At 63.8% G+C, this 20383-nt stretch carries 17 protein-coding genes and 1 tRNA gene; 12 read left to right on the plus strand and 6 right to left on the minus strand.

Annotation, left to right across the window (positions count from 1 at the left end; translation table 11 throughout):
* Window positions 1-95: 95 nt before the first annotated feature.
* Window positions 96-1574 carry a M48 family metalloprotease gene (locus tag VRS74_RS11110; protein ID WP_354145334.1) on the plus strand — a complete coding sequence of 493 codons (1479 nt, stop codon included), beginning with the start codon at window positions 96-98 and terminating at the stop codon, window positions 1572-1574.
* 91 nt (window positions 1575-1665) lie between these two features.
* Here the strand turns inward: VRS74_RS11110 and VRS74_RS11115 are convergent, their stop codons facing one another.
* Together VRS74_RS11115 and VRS74_RS11120 are read right to left on the minus strand one after the other, a co-directional pair.
* Window positions 1666-1839 carry a Flp family type IVb pilin gene (locus VRS74_RS11115; RefSeq protein ID WP_354145335.1) on the minus strand — a complete coding sequence of 58 codons (174 nt, stop codon included), beginning with the start codon at window positions 1837-1839 and terminating at the stop codon, window positions 1666-1668.
* A 117-nt stretch (window positions 1840-1956) separates the two neighbouring features.
* Entirely contained in the window at window positions 1957-2148 is a 192-nt protein-coding gene (locus tag VRS74_RS11120; RefSeq protein ID WP_354145336.1) for a Flp family type IVb pilin, read from the minus strand.
* A 65-nt stretch (window positions 2149-2213) separates the two neighbouring features.
* Here VRS74_RS11120 and VRS74_RS11125 point away from each other — a divergent pair, with 65 nt between their 5' ends.
* On the plus strand, window positions 2214-2651 hold the full coding sequence (locus tag VRS74_RS11125; protein WP_354145337.1) for a (deoxy)nucleoside triphosphate pyrophosphohydrolase: 438 nt from the start codon (window positions 2214-2216) through the stop codon (window positions 2649-2651).
* 47 nt (window positions 2652-2698) lie between these two features.
* Window positions 2699-2775, plus strand: a tRNA-Arg gene (locus VRS74_RS11130).
* Window positions 2776-3003: 228 nt separating this feature from the next.
* Here the strand turns inward: VRS74_RS11130 and VRS74_RS11135 are convergent.
* The gene (locus VRS74_RS11135; RefSeq protein ID WP_354145338.1) at window positions 3004-3402 is read right to left on the minus strand and encodes a metallopeptidase family protein; all 399 of its coding nucleotides are present in this window, start codon (window positions 3400-3402) and stop codon (window positions 3004-3006) included.
* A gap of 149 nt (window positions 3403-3551) precedes the next feature.
* Between VRS74_RS11135 and folE the strand changes: the two genes are divergently transcribed.
* Entirely contained in the window at window positions 3552-4163 is a 612-nt protein-coding gene (gene folE, locus VRS74_RS11140) for a GTP cyclohydrolase I FolE (RefSeq protein ID WP_354145339.1), read from the plus strand.
* Window positions 4164-4174: 11 nt separating this feature from the next.
* On the opposite strand, the gene VRS74_RS11145 is transcribed toward folE, so the two are convergent.
* Window positions 4175-4978, minus strand: a complete 804-nt coding sequence (locus VRS74_RS11145; RefSeq protein ID WP_354145340.1) for a GMC oxidoreductase — start codon at window positions 4976-4978, stop codon at window positions 4175-4177.
* Window positions 4979-5014: 36 nt separating this feature from the next.
* On the minus strand, window positions 5015-6013 hold the full coding sequence (locus VRS74_RS11150; RefSeq protein WP_354145341.1) for a GMC family oxidoreductase: 999 nt from the start codon (window positions 6011-6013) through the stop codon (window positions 5015-5017).
* 172 nt (window positions 6014-6185) lie between these two features.
* Between VRS74_RS11150 and VRS74_RS11155 the strand changes: the two genes are divergently transcribed.
* Window positions 6186-7022 carry a hypothetical protein gene (locus VRS74_RS11155; protein WP_354145342.1) on the plus strand — a complete coding sequence of 279 codons (837 nt, stop codon included), beginning with the start codon at window positions 6186-6188 and terminating at the stop codon, window positions 7020-7022.
* A 204-nt stretch (window positions 7023-7226) separates the two neighbouring features.
* Here VRS74_RS11155 and VRS74_RS11160 read toward each other — a convergent pair whose 3' ends face one another.
* Window positions 7227-7706: a peroxiredoxin gene (locus VRS74_RS11160; RefSeq protein ID WP_354145343.1), complete on the minus strand. Its 480-nt coding sequence runs from the start codon at window positions 7704-7706 to the stop codon at window positions 7227-7229.
* Between the two features lie 187 nt (window positions 7707-7893).
* Between VRS74_RS11160 and ahcY the strand changes: the two genes are divergently transcribed.
* The 7 genes from ahcY to addA all read left to right on the plus strand — a co-directional run bounded on the left by ahcY (window position 7894) and on the right by addA (window position 20381).
* Entirely contained in the window at window positions 7894-9306 is a 1413-nt protein-coding gene (gene ahcY / locus VRS74_RS11165) for an adenosylhomocysteinase (protein WP_354145344.1), read from the plus strand.
* 104 nt (window positions 9307-9410) lie between these two features.
* Window positions 9411-11753, plus strand: a complete 2343-nt coding sequence (locus VRS74_RS11170; RefSeq protein ID WP_354145345.1) for a sensor histidine kinase — start codon at window positions 9411-9413, stop codon at window positions 11751-11753.
* Entirely contained in the window at window positions 11750-12193 is a 444-nt protein-coding gene (gene tsaE, locus VRS74_RS11175; RefSeq protein WP_354145346.1) for a tRNA (adenosine(37)-N6)-threonylcarbamoyltransferase complex ATPase subunit type 1 TsaE, read from the plus strand. Before VRS74_RS11170 ends, tsaE begins: the two co-directional genes overlap by 4 nt.
* Window positions 12190-13176 (plus strand): aminoglycoside phosphotransferase family protein, encoded by a 987-nt coding sequence (locus tag VRS74_RS11180; RefSeq protein ID WP_354145347.1) that lies wholly within the window; start codon window positions 12190-12192, stop codon window positions 13174-13176. The genes tsaE and VRS74_RS11180 overlap by 4 nt, the downstream gene beginning before the upstream one ends.
* The gene (locus VRS74_RS11185) at window positions 13173-13889 is read left to right on the plus strand and encodes a nucleotidyltransferase family protein (protein ID WP_354145348.1); all 717 of its coding nucleotides are present in this window, start codon (window positions 13173-13175) and stop codon (window positions 13887-13889) included. Before VRS74_RS11180 ends, VRS74_RS11185 begins: the two co-directional genes overlap by 4 nt.
* Window positions 13882-16896 (plus strand): double-strand break repair protein AddB, encoded by a 3015-nt coding sequence (gene addB / locus VRS74_RS11190; protein WP_354145349.1) that lies wholly within the window; start codon window positions 13882-13884, stop codon window positions 16894-16896. Before VRS74_RS11185 ends, addB begins: the two co-directional genes overlap by 8 nt.
* Window positions 16893-20381 carry a double-strand break repair helicase AddA gene (gene addA, locus VRS74_RS11195; RefSeq protein ID WP_354145350.1) on the plus strand — a complete coding sequence of 1163 codons (3489 nt, stop codon included), beginning with the start codon at window positions 16893-16895 and terminating at the stop codon, window positions 20379-20381. The genes addB and addA overlap by 4 nt, the downstream gene beginning before the upstream one ends.
* Window positions 20382-20383: the final 2 nt, after the last annotated feature.

Consider the following 20383-nt stretch of genomic DNA (forward strand, 5'->3'; position numbering starts at 1 on the left):
CGCGCGGTCCTTCGCCCTTGCGGGGCGGCGAGCGATGCGCGATGCTGCATCACTGCGCCAATGGCGCGCGGATGCAGGAAAACCGGAGAGACTTCATGGCCTTCTCGCGCAAAACGCTTGCCCTTGCCACTGCAGCGCCGCTCGCGCTGGCGCTGACCGGATGCATGGGCGGCGGCCCCATTCCCAGCGTCTCCACTCCGATTACCCAGGCGGAAGCCCAGCAGGGCGCAGACCTCCACCCGCAATTGCTCGCTGAATTCGGCGGCTCGATGAGCGGCACGCAGGCCGCCTATGTCGAGCAGGTGGGCAAGAATATCGCGGTGCAATCCGGCCTCGGCAATGCGCGCGACAGCTTCAACGTGTCGCTGCTCAACAGCTCGGTGAACAACGCCTTCGCGATCCCGGGCGGATATGTCTACACCACGCGCCAGCTCGTAGGGCTGATGAACAATGAGGCCGAACTCGCCGCAGTGATGGGGCACGAAGTGGCGCATGTCGCCGCGCGCCATTCGCAGCGCCGCCAGCAGGCCGCGCAGCAGAATTCGCTGTTGGGCGCGGCAGGGGCGATCCTGTCGGGGATCCTGCTCGGCAATAGCGCCATCGGCGACACGCTCAGCCGCACTTTCCTGCAAGGCTCGCAACTGCTCACGCTCAAGTTCTCGCGCAGCCAGGAACTGCAGGCCGACGACCTTGGGATTCAATACCTTACCAAGGCCGGATACGATCCGCGCGCGATGGGAACGGTGCTGTTGAGCCTCGCCTCGCAGAATGCGCTCGAAGCGCGGCTGATGGGCGCTGGCGACACGCGGCCGCCGGTCTGGGCCTCGACTCACCCCGATCCGGCCAGCCGCGTGCAGACCGCGCTGGCCAAGGCGCAAGGACTGCCGGGCAGCGTCACCAATCGCGACAGTTTCCTCACGCGGATCGACGGGCTGGTCTATGGCGACGATCCGGCGCAGGGAATGGTCGAAGGGCGCCAGTTCATCCATCCCGAAATGCGGCTGGCTTTCACCGCGCCGCAGGGTTTCTATATGCTCAACGGCACAAGCGCGGTGTCGATCAACGGCCAGTCGGGCAAGGCGCAGCTCACGCTCGCACCCTATGGCGGCGATCTTTCCACCTATGTGCGACAGCAGTTCGCCAAGCTGGGCGGAAACCAGCAGCAGCTTGCACCCTCGACGCTCGAGCGGACCACAGTGAACGGGATACCCGCGGCTTACGGCATAGCGCGGGTTAACAATGGATCGAGCCAGGTCGATGTGGTGGTGTTCGCCTATGAATTCGCGAAGGATCGCGCCTATCACTTCGCGGCGATGACGCCTGCGGGAAGCTCGAACGTGTTCAACGCCATGTTCCAGTCGATGCGGCGGATCAGTGCGTCCGAGGCATCGGCGGTGATCCCGCGGCGGATCGACGTAGTGACGGTGCAGCGCGGCGAGACGGTTGCATCGCTCGCGCGACGGATGGCGTTCGATGACGCACAGGTAGAGCGGTTCCGTGTGCTCAACGGGCTCGCTTCCAACGAGGAGGTCCAGGCCGGCCAGCAGGTCAAGCTTGTGATACGCGCGCGCTAGGGTTCATCACGGCCCGTCGCGTCTGCCGCACACAAAAGAAAGGCGGCGGGGAAAACCCCCGCCGCTCTCTTTTCGCAAACTGCGCTCTAACTTAGGCGTTAGCAGCCGACAGCTCGTCCGAAACGGTGTTGAACGTGGTGTTCAGGTTGTCACCGAGCGACGACATCGCGGTGATCGCAGCAACGGCGATCAGAGCAGCAATAAGGCCGTATTCGATGGCGGTCGCGCCCTGTTCGTCGCGAAGCAGCTTGTTGATGAACTTCATGTCTAGTCTCCTGGTTTCAGTCTTCGGTACCCGTGCCCGCCAGTCGAAAGACCGTAGGGACTTTTGCGGTAGTAGAGGGCAGCTCTTAAAAAGGTCCTAATTCCGGACCCTCCGACTTTACGGCTGCCGATCCACCACCTCGCTCACCCTGTTCGTGACGTTAGTCCACATGCCGTCACTGGAATTGGCAAAAGTATTCATGCCACCAATGCAGGCAATCACGATCAAGCTCACGATCAGGCCGTATTCGACTGCGGTTGCCCCGGAATTGTCGATTCCGATACGCTTAAGGAAGTTCGACAATTTCATGGACAACCTCTGTGACTGCGTCCTGACAATTTCGTTTTTCGGCTCAACCCGTTAAGAAAAGGTTGATGGGGGCGCTTCGAGTGGAAAATATTCCGACATGGATGCTGGTAGTGGCCGCAGCTTTGCAGGACGCGCAAGGACGCTGGCTGATGCACCGCAGGCCGCTGCACAAGCATCACGGCGGGCTGTGGGAGTTCCCCGGCGGCAAGGTCGAATCCACGGAATCCCCGGTAGAAGCGCTCGCGCGTGAGCTTCATGAGGAACTCGGCATCGCGGTCGACTCAAAAGGTTGCCAGCCCGCCGGGTTTGCGCAGGGGGCGGACGAATCGGGCGCTCCGCCGATTGTCATCCTGCTTTACATATTGCGTGAGTGGCGCGGCGATCCGCATGCGTTGGAAGGCGAGGAGATCGGCTGGTTCACGCCGCCCGAAGTACTCGCCCTGCATAAGCCGCCGCTCGATGTTGCGCTGGCACGCAATCTCTTTGCGCAAGATGCCCGATAAGGGATTGCCAAGCGCGCCAAGCCCCCTTATGTGGCGCCCCCTAGCGCGCACCCGTAGCTCAGCTGGATAGAGCACCAGACTACGAATCTGGGGGTCGGACGTTCGAATCGTTCCGGGTGCGCCATCAAAAGGCCGTCCCTCGTCAGAGGGGTGGCCTTTTGTGTTGTACCTTTGGAAAATTCGGACTTCGGAGTCGAGGCGAAGCCGAGACGAACGAGCCCGTCAGGGCGAGGACAATCGTTCCGGGTGCCTCGATTTGCTGCGCTAACGCTTCGCTGCTTGAGCGCGCTTCAAAAGGCCATCCCTCGTCAGAGGGGTGGCCTTTTGTGTTGGGACGGCCAATCGCCGCACTTCAATCGTCCTCGAAATCCTCGATCGCATGCATGTCATCGTCGGAAAATCCGAAGTGATGGCCGGCCTCGTGCACCACGACATGATGCACCAGTTCGGCCAGGCCCACGCCGGTTTCGTACATCTCGGCGAGCAGCGGCTGGCGGAACAGGCTGATCACTGGCGGCATTCCGCCCGATTCCCAGATGGTCCTCTCGGTCAGCGGGCGGCCTTGGTAGAGCCCACTCAGCTCCCAGCGGCTTCGGATCCCGACCGATTCGAGCTGTTCGCGACTGGCGAACTCCTCGATCTTCAGCACCACGCTGGTGAGTTCGGCGCGAAAATGATCGGGCATGGTGTCGAGCGCGCGGCGTGCCAGCCGTTCGAACTCTTCCGCAGGAGGGCCAAAATGTTCGCGCATGCGTCCTTCAATATGGGAGTGGCCACGCGCAGGGCAAGCGGGCAGGGGGAACCGATCGCGCATCCGGCCATTTGCCAAGCGCAACATTTTCCGCAAAGGAAAGGCGTGCCCTCGGCAGGCGCGCCGTCCACAGCAAGCAGGAAGCCAGCATGAGCTGTCAGCACGATCACGACGAGGACAATCCACTCGGCAAGCCCGACGTGCCCGCACATGTGCAGGATGCGATCCGCACCCTGATCGAGTGGGCAGGGGACGATCCTGCGCGCGAAGGGCTGCTCGACACGCCCAAGCGCGTTGGACGGGCGTGGCTGGAATATTGCCAGGGCTATGCTGAAGATCCGGCGATCCACCTCTCGCGCCAATTCGAGGAGGTGGGCGGCTATGACGAGCTGGTGATGCTCAAGGACATTCCGTTCCAGAGCCATTGCGAACACCACCTCGCGCCGATCACCGGCAAGGCCGCGATCGCCTATATGCCGCGCGACCGGGTGGTCGGCATTTCCAAGCTCGCGCGCGTGTTGCACGGCTATGCCCGTCGGTTGCAGATCCAGGAACGTCTCACCGCCGAAGTCGCGAAGTGCATCTGGGACAATCTCGAGCCGCACGGGGTAGCTGTCGTGATCGAAGCCGAACATGGCTGCATGACCGGGCGCGGTGTACGCACTCCGGGCGTGAGCATGATAACCAGCAGGCTGCTGGGCTGTTTCCTCGACGACCCGCGCAGCCGCAAGGAAGTGCTCGGCCTGATGGGCTACGGCTGAGGCCCGCTGGCCTAACCCACGAAATTCGCCAGCCGCACGCCATTGTCGCTGGCGATCATCTCGGCGGCTTTCTCGCCGATCATGATGCAGGCGGCATTGGTGTTGGCGCTGACATGATCGGGCATCACGCTGGCGTCCGCCACCCGCAGGCCATCCACACCAAGCACGCGAAGCCTTGGATCGACCACGTCGCCGATCCGGCAGGTGCAGCACTGGTGATAGATCGTATTGGTATAATGGAGTGCGACGTTCTCAAGGAAGGCGTCGCTCGGCTCCTCGCCGGGGCGATAGCCGTGCTTCTTCGCCAGGTCAGGCGGCGCGAACCACTCCCCGATGCCCGGCTCAGGCCAGTTCTGCGCCAGCTTCAGGCATAGGCGCATCGCCGCCACCATCTGCTTCAGATCGTGCGGATCGCCGTAATAATTGAGGTCGATCTGCGGATGTTCGTGCGGATCGGCGCTCCTGATCGTGATTTCTCCCTCGCTGCGCTGAAGCACGGGATTTGCCACGAAGGTGACGCGCGGAGCCATCGGGTCGAGCGCCACATTATGGTCTTCATACTGGTTTGCCACGTCGAGGTTGCACAGGCCGCCGAAGAAGTCCTCGCCAAAGGCGGTCGGGACGAAGCCGATCTGGATATCGTGGCTGTGCTCGTCACCCAGGCCCGACTGGCACCACAACCCTGCATCGTAGAGCGAGGACGAGGCATAGCCGCTGCCGCTTTCGAGATATTCGGCCAATTGCCGCTCCGATTCGGCCTTCAGCGCCTTGAGCTCATCCGGCAGGTTTGCGTCCTCGGCGGGGTCCGTCGGCAACGGTCCGCCGGGGCCGCGCAGCGCATCGGGGCCGAGCTAGAGCCCGGCCTGGCCCAGCGGGATGCCGACGCCGGGCGCATCGAAGATCATTCCCAGCAGCAGGTGGTCCTTGAGATGCTTGCCGACATGCGGCGAATCGAGCCGGCATTCGATCTCGGCAAATTCGAGTTCGCGGCGGGGGCCGATGCCCGACAGAAGCAATATGTGCGGCGATCCGATCGCACCGGCGCTCAGGATCACTTCCTTCGCAGCTTGGATCCGGTGCCGCTTGCCGGTGCTATCCTCATATTCGATGCCGGACGCGCGCAGAGTGTCGCCTTCTCCGTCGAGCAGCACGCGCGTCACATGGGCCTTGGTCACGATGGTCAAATTGTCGCGCGTTTCGGCCGTACCTTCTAGGAAAGCGTGATAAGTGCTCGAACGCTGTCCCTTTTCCGTGGTGGTGTGGAACAGTGAAACCACGCCTGCAGGGTTGCGGCGATCGGCGCCGTTGTAATCGCCTTCGGGAATGCCACTTGCCATGGCGGCGCTGATGAACTGCAGCGACGGCGGCAGCACAGGGGAACGCACCGACACGCCCAGCGGCCCGTCGCCGCTGTGCGATTCGGGGTCGATGCTGACGGCATTGGTGGCGTTGAAGCGCTCGCTCTTCTTGAAATAGGGCAGCACGCGATCATACGACCAGCCGTCTGCGCCAAGGCTTTCCCACTTGTCGAAATCGCCGGGGTGGCCGCGCACATAGGCCATGTAGTTCATGCCCGATGAGCCGCCGAGCATCTTGCCGCGGGGAAGGAACATCCGCCCGTCCTTCATGCCGCGCCCGGCCTTGCCCGGATTGGCGCGATACATCCAGTCGACTTCGGGATCGCATTGCAGCGTGGCTGTCGCCATCGGGATCCGCTCGCGCTCGGGCGGGTGGCCGCCTGCCTCGACCAGCGCGACCTTGCATGACGGGTCCTCGCTCAGGCGCGAGGCAATCACGGCGCCAGCCGAACCGCCGCCGATAATTATGAAGTTGAATTGCCCTTCCGGCATTTTGCCACTCCCCTCCCAGGATGCGACACCGGCGGCATGCTAGGCGCAAAAAAGGGCAATGTCATCAAGGGTAAAGGCAAGCGATGGGGGCAATGGAAGCGCGGCCCATTGAGTTTGGTGCGGGCCGGGTCCACACAGCTTCCCGGGTCGATTCTCGAGGGGGAGAATTGCCATGCCGCTCGCCAATGCGCACCGTTACCTGATTGTGATGCTGGGGCTCACGCTCTGGGCTTTCTGGCCAGGCTATCTGTCCAATTTGCCGGCGGGGAAGTCCGCTTGGCATGTCCATGCCGCGGGCGCGCTTCTGTGGGCGGTTCTGGTCATCGTGCAGAGCTGGTCGATCCACAATGGCAAGCGCGCGTTCCACAAGACCGTGGGGCTGGCGAGCTTCGTGGCGTTCCCGCTGTTCCTCGTCGGCGGTGTGATGGCGATCTATGCCGAAACGTTAACGCTGGCGGCTGGCCTCGACGATCCGGCCAATTTCTCGCTCGGGCAGTTCGGCACTTTCGATCCGCTGGCGAATATCGGCTTCGCAGTGCTGTTCTATGGCGGGTTGAAGGCGCGCCGGAACGTGCAGCTCCATTCGCGCTACATGATCTCGACCACGCTGTTCCTGGTCGCACCGATCGTTTTCCGCCTGCTCGAACAGCATGTGCCGGGCTTCTCGTCGGACACGCCCGAAACCGCCTATCGCTTTTCCTATGCGATGGGGGTCGGCAATATCGCCGCCTTCGTGATCGCGCTCTACCTCTATCGCCTCGCGCCGAAACATGGCCGCCCGTTCCTGGTGGCCGCAGGGTTCATCGCGGCGCAGGGGATCGGCTTCGAAACGCTGGGGCGGGTTGAGAGCTTCCACTGGCTGTTCAGCCGCTTCTCGCTGCTTTCCGAGCCATGGCTGATCGTGGCGACCTTCGTCGCAAGCGTCGCGATCATCTGGCACGGGTGGAATGCGGGCGGAGCAGCTGGTTCGGGCGCCAAGGGCGGATCGGGCGCCCCCGAAGCGGCGTAGGCGTGAAGCGCTGGGCGGTCGTTTGCGATTTTCCTACATCGATTTCGCCTGATAGCTTCGCGGCGCCCTCTTTCATGCCGGAGGCAGGCTCATTGAACCGTCGATCGCCCAAATTGAAACGGGGCGCCTTCATTGAAGGCACCCCGCGCATGTGTTTCATCAACTAAAGCCGCATCGTCACGTTGCGACTCGGGAAAAGCCCAGTCAGAGCTGGCCGAGCATGTGCTCCGCGCTCGAGACCGAGAAATCGCCCGGCGCTTCGACGTTGAGTTCCTTCACCACGCCGTCTTCGACAATCATCGAGTAACGCTGGCCGCGCTTGCCCATGCCAAAGCCCGACCCGTCCATGGTCAGGCCAACCGCTTCTGCGAAAGCGCCATTGCCATCGGCGAGCATGGTGATGTCGTCGCTGCCCGCGGCCTTGTTCCAGGCGCCCATCACAAAGGCGTCATTGACTGCGGTGGCGACGATTTCGTCGACCCCCTTGGCTTTCAGTTCCGCCGCCTTCTCGACATAGCCGGGCAGGTGCCGGGCGGAGCAGGTGGGGGTGAAGGCACCCGGCACCGAGAACAGCGCCACCTTCTTGCCGGCGAAATATTCCGCCGAGCTGACCTGTTCGGGGCCGTTTTCGGTCGCCTTGACCAGTTTGACATCAGGAAGCTTGTCACCAACCGAAATCGTCATCGCGTAATATCCTTTCGTGATCCCGTCTGTGAGCGCCCGATATAGAGGCTTGGCAGCGCTCCGCAATGATTGAGCATATAAAGATTCTTTTATATTTGCTTCGCGCTGGGGCAATCGCTAGAGGCTCCAACACGCAATTCCCCGTGCGCCGCAGACTGGCGCGCATTGCCTTTTCAGGAGCTTGTTCGTGGCCAACGCAGCCCAGGATTACATCATCAAGGATATCTCGCTCGCCGAATACGGCCGCGATGAAATTTCGATCGCCGAAACCGAAATGCCGGGCCTGATGGCACTGCGCGAGGAGTATGGCGCGTCGCAACCGCTCAAGGGCGCGCGCATCACCGGTTCGCTGCACATGACGATCCAGACCGCGGTTCTGATCAAAACGCTGGTGGCGCTTGGCGCAGAAGTGCGCTGGGCCACTTGCAACATCTTCTCGACGCAGGACCATGCCGCCGCCGCGATCGCCGCACGCGGCATCCCGGTGTTCGCCGTTAAGGGCGAAACGCTGGCCGAATATTGGGACTATGTCGGCAAGATCTTCGACTGGGCGAGCGAAAGCGACCCGGACCTGACCGCCAACATGATCCTCGACGATGGCGGCGACGCGACCATGTTCGCCCTGTGGGGCGCACGGATCGAAGCGGGCGAAACCATGCCCGATCCTGCCAATGCCGAGGAAATCGAATTCCAGCGCGCGCTCAAAGCCTTCGTGAAGGCCAAGCCGGGCTACCTCACCAAGTCGGTCAAGAACATCAAGGGCGTTTCGGAAGAGACCACCACCGGTGTGATGCGGCTCTACCAGATCGCCAAGCAGGGCAAGCTGCCTTTCCCCGCGATCAACGTGAACGACAGCGTGACCAAGTCGAAGTTCGACAACCTCTATGGCTGCAAGGAATCGCTGGTCGACGCGATCCGTCGCGCCACCGACGTGATGCTGGCGGGCAAGGTCGCTTGCGTTGCGGGCTATGGCGACGTGGGCAAGGGCTCGGCAGCTTCGCTGCGCGACGGCGGTGCCCGCGTGATGGTGACGGAGATCGACCCGATCTGTGCGCTTCAGGCGGCGATGGACGGCTATGAAGTCGTCTCGATGGACGATGCGGCGAAGCGCGCCGACATCTTCGTGACCGCCACCGGCAATGAAGACGTGATCACCGGCGAGCACATGAAGTCGATGAAGAACATGGCGATCGTGTGCAACATCGGCCACTTCGACAGCGAGATCCAGATTTCGGCTCTCGACAATTACCAGTGGAAGGAAATCAAGCCGGGCACCGACCTGGTCACTTTCCCCGATGGCAAGTCGATCCTGGTGCTCGCCAAAGGCCGCCTGGTGAATTTGGGCTGCGCCACCGGCCACCCCAGCTTCGTGATGAGCAGCAGCTTCACCAACCAGACGCTGGCGCAGATCGAGCTGTTCACCAAGTCCGACGAATACGACAACCAGGTCTATGTGCTGCCCAAGCACCTCGACGAGAAGGTCGCGGCGCTGCACCTCGAAAAGCTGGGCGTTACGCTCACCAAGCTGAGCCAGAAGCAGGCTTCCTATATCGGTGTGCCGATGGAAGGGCCGTTCAAGCCCGACCATTATCGCTACTGAGCAGCCAGCGGTTCGTCGCTGATAAATGGAAAGCCCTCGCTTTGCGGGGGCTTTTCCTTTGCAGGGGCGTTGCATCCGGGCGTCCGCGCGCATAGCTGGATATCATGGAGTTTTCACCCATTGCCTTGACGTTGATCGGCCTGGTGCTGGCGGCCTGGACGGTCGCTGCCGCCATCATGATGATCCGCGCCACGCAGCGCTCGCGGCGTCACGACGCGCTTCGGCGTTCGCTGGCGCGCGTCAACGGGATGCTGGAGGAAGCTCCGGCCATTCCAATGCTTGTGCGCAGCGACGGACGGATCGAGGCGCATGAGCGGCTGGCTGGCTGGCTTGGGCTCGACAAGGTGCCAGAGTTCCTCACCGAACTGGCAAGCGGCGAGGATGGTTTCGGCATCACAGCCAACCAACTTTCGCAGCTATCCGACGCGGTCCGCCGCACCCAGAAGACCGCAGCTCCGTTTCGACTGTCTTTCAGCCTGCCCGGTTCGGGCCGCAGCTTTGCCTTTCGCGGCACTCTGGCCGACCCGCGGGTTGCGCCAGGCGGCGCGGCACTGGTGTGGATCTTCGACTTCACCGAAAGCGAAGGCGAACTCGCGCGGTTGCGAGGGGAGGCGGCTCAGGCGCAGGGCGATTTCACTGCGCTGGTCGGATTGATCGAGGCTGCGCCGATTCCGATGTGGTTTCGCGGGCGCGACGCTCGCCTGCGGCTGGTCAATCGTGCCTATGTTGAAGCGGTCGGTGCCGATGACGCGGAGCAGGTCGTCACTCGCCAGATCGAGTTGCTCGAGCCCGAAAAGGGCCGTGCGGCAGGCGATATTGCGCGCGAGGTTGCGGAGCATGGCGGAGCTTCCGAACGGACAGTCCCGGCCACGATCCATGGTGAGCGCCGCCTTTTGCGGGTCAGCGACCTGCCGATCGGCGAGGAAGGTATCGCCGGCTATGCGATCGACATCGAGGAGATCGAGCAGCAGGCGCGCGAATTGCGGGCGTTCAGGCAGGCGCAGCGCGCAATGCTCGATCAGCTTTCGGTGGGCGTGGCGCAATTCGATGCGGCGCAGAAGCTGGTTTTCGCCAACCAGCCATTCCTGCGGCTGTTCGACCTGCCATTTGGAATCGTCGGCGATGGAGTTCAATTCGACCGTTTCCTGAGCGATGCGCGAGAGAAGCGGCGGACGCCTGAAGTCCGCGACTTCCCGGCCTGGCGTCGCGAACATCTGGAATGGTTCGGCGCGAGCGAAGCGCGCGAGGAAGCCTGGCCGCTGCCCGGCGGGATGCATTTGCGAGTCGTGGCGCAGCCGATGCCTGACGGCGGACTGGTGGTCTTTGCGGAGGATCGCACCGAGCAACTCGCGCTTTCCGCAACGCGCGACACGCTGCTTCGCACGCGCACCGCCATGCTCGACAGCCTGTTCGAAGCGCTTGCGGTATTTGCGCCCGACGGATCGCTACAGGTGTGGAATCGCAGCTTCGCCGGCACCTGGGGCCTCGAACCCGAATTGCTCGACAACCACCCGTCTGCAGACGAATTGCTTGCAGCGATCGCGCCAAACCTCGCTCAGCCCGGGCAAGCCAAGGCGATTGGCGACATCGTGCGCGCAGCCACGCTCGATCGGCGCGAAAAGGGCGGGCGGGTAGAACTGGCGGACGGGCGCACGCTCGAATTCGCCGGGGTTCCGCTCCCCGACGGCAACGGCCTTTTGACCGTGCTCGACATCACGGATTCTCAGATGGCCGAAACGGCGCTTCGCGAACGCAACCAGGCACTGGAAGAGGCGGATGCGGTCAAGGCGCGTTTCCTCGCCAACATGTCGTACGAGTTCCGTACCCCGCTCACTTCTATTGGCGGCTTCGCCGAGCTGATCCAGAGCGGGGCCGCAGGGCCGGTAAGCGACCAGATGAAGGAATATGTCGAAGCAATCCTTGAATCGGTCGCGCGACTAACCGAGCAGGTGGAGAATGTGCTCGACCTGTCGCAGAGCGAAGCAGGCCTGTTGCCGATTTCGAAGCAGCGACTTGAGCTGCTTTCTTTCGTTACCGAGATCGTGCGTGAGCGCGAGAAAGCGATCAAGGATGCCGGGCTTACGGTCGATCTCCGGGGCAATCCGGGAGGGGCGATAGAAGCCGACAAAAGGCAATTGGCGCGCGCGATCGGCCATCTGGTCGACAATTCGATCGCTGCAACCGGCAAGGGCGGCAAGATCCTGATCGACATTGCCCGCACCAGCGAAGGCGCGCGGATCGTGGTGTCGGACAATGGCCCCGGCATGACCAAGCAGGAACTGGGGCGCTTGAGCGAAGGATTGAGGGTGACGCCCGATGGCAAGGTCGAGCGGCGACAGGGCCTCGGCATTCCGCTCGCTCGCCAGCTGGTCGAGGCGCATGGCGGAACGCTGACGCTGGAAAGCCGCAAGGGCGTGGGCACAACCGCGATGATCCGGCTGCCGTGATCGAGGAATTGCCAGACCTCGCAGCGATGGAAGCGCTCGGAGCACGGATCGCTGCACGGCTGATGCCGGGCGATGTTGTGGCGCTGGAGGGCGATCTTGGCGCCGGAAAGACCACGCTCGCGCGCGCAATATTGCATGCGCTGGGCCATGCGGGCGAAGTGCCGTCGCCCACTTTCACTATCATCGAAACCTATGATGCGCCGCCGCTGCGCCTGCCGATGGTTCATGCGGACTTCTACCGGCTCGACGACCCTGCGGAATTGCGCGAACTCGGGCTCGACGATTATCGCGAGGATGCCGCGCTGATCGCCGAATGGCCGGCAAGGGCTGGCGGGTTCGCGCATGAGCCGGGATGCCTTTCGCTGGAGCTCGAAATTGTGGGTCAGGGCCGCCGCGCGATTGTGCAGCCGGGGGGCGATTGGGTAGGGCGCATGCCATGAGCGAATGGCCTGAAGGACTGGAAGAATTTCTCGCTGAGGCTGGGTGGGGCGGGGCGCAGATCGACGCGATTCCCGGCGATGCCTCGTTCCGGCGCTATTTCCGCATTCGCGACGGTGCGCGCGGTGCGATGTTGATGCATGCCCCGCCGCCGCAAGAAGATTCGCAGCCATTCCTCGACGTTGCCGATTACCTCACCGCGCATGGCGCGCGTGCACCGCAGATCTATGCGGCCAATGCCGCCGCAGGCTGGGTGCTGCTGGAGGATTTCGGAACCGACCGGATGCGCGATTGGCTCGACGACAATCCTGCGGGCGAATTGGCTGCCTATGAAGGCGCGGTCGATGCGCTGGTGGCCCTGCATTTGCAACCGGCCGGGCCGTTTGCACCCTATGATATGGCGGCATACCAGCGCGAGACCGGCCTGTTCACCGAATGGTACTGCCCTGCAATGGGCCTCGCCGTCGATCAGGACGGATACCGCTCGGCATGGGAGGAAGTTCTCGCCCCGTTGCTGACGCGCCAGCAGCCCGGAGTGACCGTGCTGCGCGATTACCATGCCGAGAACATCATGCTTCTGGGTGATCCGCGTGAAGGCGCCCCGCAAGGCCTGATCGACTTCCAGGACGCGCTGGTGGGCCATGCTGCCTACGATCTGGTTTCGCTGCTGCAGGATGCGAGGCGAGATGTGGCGCCAGAGCTCGAGCGTGCGATGCTCGATCGCTATATCGCGGCAGCCAGTCCCGGCGTCCACTTCGAGGCCGACTACGCGCGGCTCGGCGCGCAGCGCAATGCCAAGATCGTGGGGATTTTCACTCGCCTCTACAAGCGTGACGGCAAGCCACGCTACCTGGAGCTCATCCCGCGCGTCTGGGCCCTGCTGGAGCGGGACTTGGCACATCCCGCGCTCGCTCCGGTCGCACGCTGGTTCGACGCCAATATCCCGGACGCGCTGCGCCGCAGCGGTGGGGGGACGATCGCATGAACGAACTGGCGAGCGACACCGCGATGGTGCTTGCTGCCGGGCTGGGCAAGCGGATGCGCCCGCTCACCGCCAGCCAGCCGAAGCCTTTGGTGCGCGTCGCGGGCAAGCCGTTGATCGATCACGCACTGAATCGCCTTGTCGAAGCCGGGGTCGCAAAGGCGGTGGTCAATGTCCACTATCTTGCCGACGCGCTCGAAGCCCATTTGCGCGCGCGCAAAATGCCTGCGATCACTATCTCGGACGAGCGCAAGCAGTTGCTGGAAACCGGTGGCGGCATGCTTAAGGCGCTGCCGCAGCTGCCCGATCCGTTCTTTTCGCTCAATGCCGACAATATCTGGCTTGAGGGGCCGCGCAGCGCGTTTCACGATCTTTCCGCGCGGTGGGATCCCGCGCAGATGGACGCCCTGCTGCTGCTTGTCCCGCATGCCCGCGCGATGAATTTCGCCGGGCAGGGAGATTTCCATATGGATGCGCTGGGTCGCCTGCGTCGACGACAGCAAGGCCGCATCGCTCCGTTCATTTTTACCGGCATCCAGCTGGTTTCGCATCGCCTGTTGCGCGATGCGCCGGAAGGCCCATTCTCCACCAATCTCCTGTGGAACCGGGCGATCGAGGAAGGTCGCCTCTACGGCATCTCTTTCACCGGCCAATGGTTTGAAGTCGGCACGCCGGACGCGATTGCGCCGACGGAAGCTGCGTTGCGGCGTGGCTGAGGCGACGCTTCCAGAGATATACTCGATCGCGGCACACCGCGGCTTTGCCGATGCGCTGGTTGCCGGGCTCGTCCCGCGATATTCCGAGCCCGGCTTAGGATTGGCGCGGCTGACGCTGCTGCTGCCCTCAAGCCGTGCGGCGCGCAGCCTGAGCGAAGCATTCATCCGCCATGCCGGGGAAACCGGGGCGGCAGGGCTGTTGATGCCGCGCATGGTCATGGTGGGCGATGTCGAGCTCGACGAGGCGCTGGGGAGCCTGCTCGACCCGCTGGGCGCAGAAGACATTCCACCGGCGGCAGACCCCACGCGTCGCTGGTTCGAACTCGCCGCACTTTTGCGGCTTGCAATGGAGCGCGAAGGCAAGCCGGTGCCCGGCAACGCGGCACTCTTGCGCCTGGCACGCGAACTGGGCGGCACGATGGACCGGCTTTTGGCCGAAGGAGTCGAGCCGGAAGATTTTCTGAGCGAAGCTGTGCTTGGCGAAAGCCAGAACCTTGCCGAACATTGGCTAAGCAGCACCAAGCTGTTCGCGCTCGTCCAGCAATTGTGGCGGGCACGGCTGGCCGAACGTGGCGAGGTCGATCTTGCGACACGCCGCAACATGTTGTTCGAACGCGCTGCACAGCATTGGCGCGAAATTCCACCCGCAACGCCGATCGTTGCCGCAGGCATAACCAGCGCGGCGCCCGCGCTTGCGCGATTGCTGCGAGTGATTGCCGAATTGCCGCAGGGCGCCGTCATCCTGCCCGATCTCGATCTGGCGATGGACGATGCCGCCTGGCAGGAACTTGGGCGGGCAGGGCAAGCGCCCGAGCCCGGCGCCTTGCCCTTCACGACAGGTGAAGCGGCGACGCATCCACAATATCATCTCAAGCTGCTGCTCAACCGCATGGGCGTGGCTCGCGGCGAAGTTCACCCTTGGCACCGCAAGGGATTGGGCGCGGCACCGCCTGAGCGCAGCCATGCGATTTCCTCGCTGTTCCTTCCGCCCGAAGCGAGCAAGGCCTGGGTGGACCTCAGCGCAGACAAACGGCGACTTTCGGGTGTGCGCCTGCTGACATGCGCGACCAGCGAAGAAGAGGCGCAGGCGATCGCGCTAGCGATGCGCGAGGCGATCGAAGTGCCCGAACGGCGCGTAGCTTTGGTAACGCCCGATCGCGCATTGGCGCGGCGCGTGGTGCAGCACTTGGCGCGCTGGAATATCGTCGCCGATGACACAGCCGGTCGCCCGCTTTCGCTCACGCCTGCGGGGCGGCTCCTGCTGCAGCTAGCAGAGCTAGTGTCGGAAGGGCTTGCCCCTGTGACGCTGGTGGCGGCGCTCGGCCATCCGCTGGTGCGGCGAGGGGATGCGCGGCGTGCGTGGCTTGAGGCCCTTCGGGCGTTAGAGCGGCGGTTGCGCGGGCCGCGTCCGTCACCGGGCATGGAGCCCTTGCGCAATGTCGCGCGGAGGGCCGGAGTCGAGGTTTGGTGGGAGGAAGTCGAGCAACTGCTCGATCCACTGGTATCGCTGGCTGGTAGCGAAGGCGAAATCTCGCTGGCTGACTCGCTCGACGCGCTGGCGCAGCTGGGTGAGGCGCTGGCTGGCGAGGATCTCTGGGCGCAGGAAGAAGGGCGCGCGCTGGCACGCCTGGTTGAGGAATTCCGCCTGCATGCGCGCGAAGCTGGGGCCGGTATCGCACCAGGCGAACTGCACGCCGCGCTGCGCGATGCAATGGATCAGGTGGCGGTCCGTCCGCCCTATGGCGGCCATCCGCGTGTCGCGATCTACGGCCTGCTCGAATCGCGCATGACACGCGCCGATCTGGTGATCTGCGGCGGGCTCAACGAAGGCACATGGCCGCAGGCGCCATCGCCTGACCCGTTGCTGGCCCCGGCGATCCTGCGTGCCCTCGGCATGCCAGGGCCTGAATTCCGCATTGGCCTTGCCGCGCATGACCTCGCCAGCGCGCTAGGCGCGCCCGAAGTGCTCCTGACTCGCGCGATCCGCGATATGGACGGGCCGACGATCCCGTCGCGCTTCCTGCTGCGGATTGAAGCGCTGCTGGGCGAACGGGCAGAAGATCACCGGGAAACCCGCATCCCCGCATTGGCGGTGCGACTTGATCGGCTCGTTCCTTCAACTGCGCCCTATCCGCGCCCGCAGCCGCGACCTTCAGCGGCGTTGCGCGACGTCCCGATCAAGGTGACAGGCCTCGACCGGCTGCTGGGCGATCCGTACCAATTCTACGCGCAGGAGATCCTGCGCCTGTCGAAGCTGGACCCGCTCGATGCCGATCCCGCGCGCGATTTCGCGTGGCAGGGCACGCTGGCGCATGAAGTGCTGTGCCGCTGGCACAAGCTGCGGCTTGACGGGACGAAGGTTCCGATACTGGCGGTCGCCAGCGAAGTGCTGGGCGAAGCGAACATCCATCCCTTGCTGCGTGGGCTTTGGCGTCCGCGACTCTACGAAGGGCTGGAATGGGTCGCACGCACGATCGACGAACAACCCGATCGCGAGATCGTTGCGATTGAGTGCAAGGGCGAGATGAAGTTCGATGGCGTGCGGGTCTATGGCCGGGCTGACCGGATCGACCGGCTGCCCGACCGGACACTGGCGATTGTCGACTACAAGACGGGGCATCCGCCATCGGCCGCGCAGGTGGAGGCGGGATACGCCCTGCAACTGGGCACTTTGGGCCTGATCGCGAGCGAGGGAGACTTCGAGGGGCTGTCAGGTCAAGCGAACGGGTTCGAATACTGGTCGCTGGCCAAGCGCAAGGATGGCGAGTTCGGATATGTCGATGAGCCGATGAAGGTCGGGAACAAGAAGAGCGGCCTCTTGCCGGAGGAATTCCTTCCAGCACACGAACGCTTCCTGCACAAGGCGATCGCGCAATACATCAAGGGAGATCATCCCTTCACCGCCAAGCTCAATCCGGATTACCCGGGCTACAATGACTATGACCAGCTGATGCGCCTTGCCGAATGGCAGATCAGGCTCGCGGATGAAGGCGAGGGCGAGGCATGAGCGGCAAGGTTCATCCGCTCAGGGACAACCAGCGCAAAGCCGCCGATCCCGGCCTGAGCGTGTGGCTCTCGGCTTCGGCTGGCACCGGCAAGACGCAGGTGCTTTCCGCCCGGGTGTTGCGGTTGTTGCTCGAACCGCAGGTCGACCCGTCGCAGATCCTGTGCCTCACCTTTACTAAGGCGGGCGCGGCCGAAATGGCCGTGCGGATCAATTCGGTGCTGGCTCGCTGGGTGCGGATCGACGAAGCGACGCTGGGGAAAGAGCTGGGATACCTTGGCGCGGCCAACGATCCTGCCACAAGAGCGCGGGCGCGCACGCTGTTTGCAAGCGTGCTCGATTGCCCCGGCGGCGGGCTGCGGATCGATACGATCCATGCCTTCTCGCAATGGCTGCTGGCGAACTTCCCCAGCGAGGCCGGATTGGTGCCGGGCATGCGGCCGATGGAGGATCGCGAGCGGCAATTGCTGACCCGCGATGTGCTGGGCGACATGCTGGTAGATGCCGAACGAATGAACGACGCCGGCATCTTCGATACGGTCGCTCAATTCAGCCGCACCAAGGGCGTCGATGCCCTGCAAGGCTGGTTAATGCGCTGCGCCAAATCGCGCGAACTGTGGTTCGGGCGCGCGGCATGGCAGCCGCCGATGGCGCCGCGGGTACGCCGCCTGCTCGGCATTCCGAGCGATGCAAGCGAAACCCATGTCGCGGAGATGTGCGACAACGACACGTTCGATACAATGAGCCTGCTACGCTGCAAGCAGACTCTGGCTGCATGGGACACCGGCACGGGTCGCGAAGGGAGTGCCGCAATCGATGCCTGGCTTGCGCTAGCCCCTCTGGAACGCGCACGCACCATCGACGCACTCTACGCTGGCCTGTTCACGAAGACGACCGACGCGCCGAGACAGCTAAGCAACATTCTCAAGCGTGATCCGGCATACGGCACTTATGTCGGCAAGGTTCAGGAGAACATTCGGCTCGTACGCGAATTCCGGACCCTGCTCGAACTCGCTGACTTCCTAGCTCCGGCGCTCGAACTCGGGCGTGCCTTTGCGCTGCGCTGGGATGAGGCCAAGGCGCGCGAAGGGCTGCTTGATTTCGACGATCTGATCGAACGGGCGGCGGCGCTCCTGAAAGAGCAGGCCGCCGCCGACTGGATCCGCTTCAAGCTTGATCGGCATTTCGACCACATCCTTGTCGACGAGGCGCAGGACACCAATGAAGCGCAATGGCGCATCATCGACGCGTTGATCGACGATTTTTTCTCGGGCGAAGGCGCGGCGGGAGACAAGATCCGCACGATCTTCACCGTCGGGGACTACAAGCAGGCGATCTTTGGATTCCAGGGCACAAGCCCCAATAATTTCCGCTCGGCACGCGACAGGGTGAAGGCCGCGATCGGGGCCGCCGCGCAGAATGCGGCGGAGGCACGCGTTCGATTGCAGCAAAGCGAACTGGAAGAGCTCGACCTTGGCCAATCCTTCCGCACCGGTGCGCCGGTGCTCGCATTCGTCGACAGGGCGGTCGAAGCTATCGGTCCTTCTGCGCTGGGCCTGCAGGAAGAATATCGCAGGCATGAAGGGCAAGAGCGCCCGGGTCTCGTCACATTATGGAACCCGGTGCGAGACGAGCGCGGGGCCGCGGCTGGTAGCGATGGCGAAGATGCCGAAGGCAAGGAGAACTGGCTCGCCAAGCATGACCGGTTGATGGCGGACCAGATCGCCAAACAGGTCGCGCGATGGACGCAGGGAGACGAGCCCTTCGCCCTGGTCAAGGACAGCCACCGGCTCGCGCGCCCAGGCGACATCATGGTGCTGGTGCGCAGCCGCAAGGATCTGGCGGGGCTTATCGTCGCGCGGCTCCATGCGCGCGGCGTTCCGGTTGCCGGGGTCGACCGCTTGCGGCTGGGTGAGCCGCTGGCGGTGAAAGACCTGATGTCTGCGTTGCGCTTTGCCGCGCAGCCGCTCGACGATCTTGAGCTGGCGAACTTGCTGTCGTCGCCGCTGGTCGGCTGGACGCAGGACGATCTGCTTGCGCATGTCCCGCGCGAGGAAGGCAAGCGGCTATGGCACCATCTGCGCGATCACGGCGATCCGTTTGTGTTGGCCACGGTCGCGCGGTTGCGCGAATTGCTGGCGCTGGCCGATTTCGAGACGCCGCAGGCTTTGCTACAGTGGCTGCTGGTCGGCCCGTGGCAGGCGCGCGCGAAGCTGGTTTCGCGGCTGGGCCGCGAGGCGAATGACCCGATCGACGAGCTGCTCAACGCCGCCTTCGCCTATGAGGGCGTGCACACGCCCAGCCTGACAGGCTTTATCCAGTGGTTCGATGCGGGGGAGGGGATGCTCAAGCGCGATCCGGACGATGCGCCCGATCTTGTGCGCGTGATGACGGTCCACGGTTCGAAGGGGTTGCAGGCGCCGATCGTGATCCTCGCCGATGCCACCAGCCAGCCGGGCCGTGCGCGAGACCTTGAACTGGCTGAAGACCTGCCGGGAGAAGATGACGCGGGAACGCCGCGCGTGCCGTTGCCGGGCCTGACGAAGGACCAGCGCGCAGGCCGGATCGCTGAAGCCCAATCGGCCGCGGAAATTGCCGAACTGCAGGAGCACTGGAGGCTGCTCTATGTCGCGATGACCCGTGCGGAGGAGGCGCTGTTCATCGGCGGATCGCTGAGCCCGAGAGACAAGACCCCGCATGCCGATAGCTGGTATGCGCGCTTGGCCCCGCTGTTTGGCGGTGAGGCGCTGGCGGACGATTTGTGGGGCGGACGTTTCGAGTGGGGCGAACGGGCCGAATTGCCGGTCCGAGCGAGCGATGTCGAAGTGGCTTCGGGCGGGTTCGATGAGCCAAGCTGGCTGCGCCGCCCAATTGGGCCGGAACCACGCCCGCCGCGCCCGCTCGCGCCTTCCTCTGCCGGTGAGGAGCAGGGCAGCGACCCGCCGCTCCTTCCCGAAGTGGCACGCGAGGCCGCGCGCAGGGGCGTGCTGATCCACAGCCTGCTCGAACGCCTGCCCGATGTGCCCGAGGGCGAGCGCGAAGCGCGCGCAGCACGCTGGCTTGAGCGACAAGCAGCCGATCTGGATGCTGCCGCACGGGCCGACATACTCGAGCGCGCGTTCGCTGTGCTCGCACATCCCGATTTTGCGGAGGCATTCACATCAGGCTCAATGGCCGAAGTGCCGCTGGCGGCGATAGTGGGTGGGCAGGTCGTGGCCGGAACCGCCGACAGGCTGCTGGTGCGGGATGACAGCGTGACGGTGGTCGATTTCAAGACCGCCCGCCGCCCGCCTGCGCGCATGGAGGACATTCCGGAAACGACGCTTCGCCAGATGGCGGCATATGTCGCGGCGCTGGAGGCGATCTATCCCGGCCGGGCGGTACGCGCGGGCGTTCTTTACACCCAGACACCGCAAATTTTCGAACTGCCGCAAGAGCTTGTGCAGCGGTATAAAATCGCCTTCCAAACCACGCAGGAAAGCTTTTGAGC

The organism is Altererythrobacter litoralis (assembly GCF_036324225.1).
Lineage (GTDB): Bacteria > Pseudomonadota > Alphaproteobacteria > Sphingomonadales > Sphingomonadaceae > Erythrobacter > Erythrobacter litoralis_A.

Excerpts from the sequence above, each read along its gene's own strand:
- VRS74_RS11110 (WP_354145334.1), top strand. The coding sequence starts at position 96 with ATGGCCTTCTCGCGCAAAACGCTTGCCCTTGCCACTGCAGCGCCGCTC.
- VRS74_RS11115 (WP_354145335.1), bottom strand. The coding sequence starts at position 1,839 with ATGAAGTTCATCAACAAGCTGCTTCGCGACGAACAGGGCGCGACCGCC.
- VRS74_RS11120 (WP_354145336.1), bottom strand. The coding sequence starts at position 2,148 with ATGAAATTGTCGAACTTCCTTAAGCGTATCGGAATCGACAATTCCGGG.
- VRS74_RS11125 (WP_354145337.1), top strand. The coding sequence starts at position 2,214 with ATGGGGGCGCTTCGAGTGGAAAATATTCCGACATGGATGCTGGTAGTG.
- VRS74_RS11135 (WP_354145338.1), bottom strand. The coding sequence starts at position 3,402 with ATGCGCGAACATTTTGGCCCTCCTGCGGAAGAGTTCGAACGGCTGGCA.
- folE (WP_354145339.1), top strand. The coding sequence starts at position 3,552 with ATGAGCTGTCAGCACGATCACGACGAGGACAATCCACTCGGCAAGCCC.
- VRS74_RS11150 (WP_354145341.1), bottom strand. The coding sequence starts at position 6,013 with ATGCCGGAAGGGCAATTCAACTTCATAATTATCGGCGGCGGTTCGGCT.
- VRS74_RS11155 (WP_354145342.1), top strand. The coding sequence starts at position 6,186 with ATGCCGCTCGCCAATGCGCACCGTTACCTGATTGTGATGCTGGGGCTC.
- VRS74_RS11160 (WP_354145343.1), bottom strand. The coding sequence starts at position 7,706 with ATGACGATTTCGGTTGGTGACAAGCTTCCTGATGTCAAACTGGTCAAG.
- VRS74_RS11170 (WP_354145345.1), top strand. The coding sequence starts at position 9,411 with ATGGAGTTTTCACCCATTGCCTTGACGTTGATCGGCCTGGTGCTGGCG.
- VRS74_RS11180 (WP_354145347.1), top strand. The coding sequence starts at position 12,190 with ATGAGCGAATGGCCTGAAGGACTGGAAGAATTTCTCGCTGAGGCTGGG.
- VRS74_RS11185 (WP_354145348.1), top strand. The coding sequence starts at position 13,173 with ATGAACGAACTGGCGAGCGACACCGCGATGGTGCTTGCTGCCGGGCTG.
- addA (WP_354145350.1), top strand. The coding sequence starts at position 16,893 with ATGAGCGGCAAGGTTCATCCGCTCAGGGACAACCAGCGCAAAGCCGCC.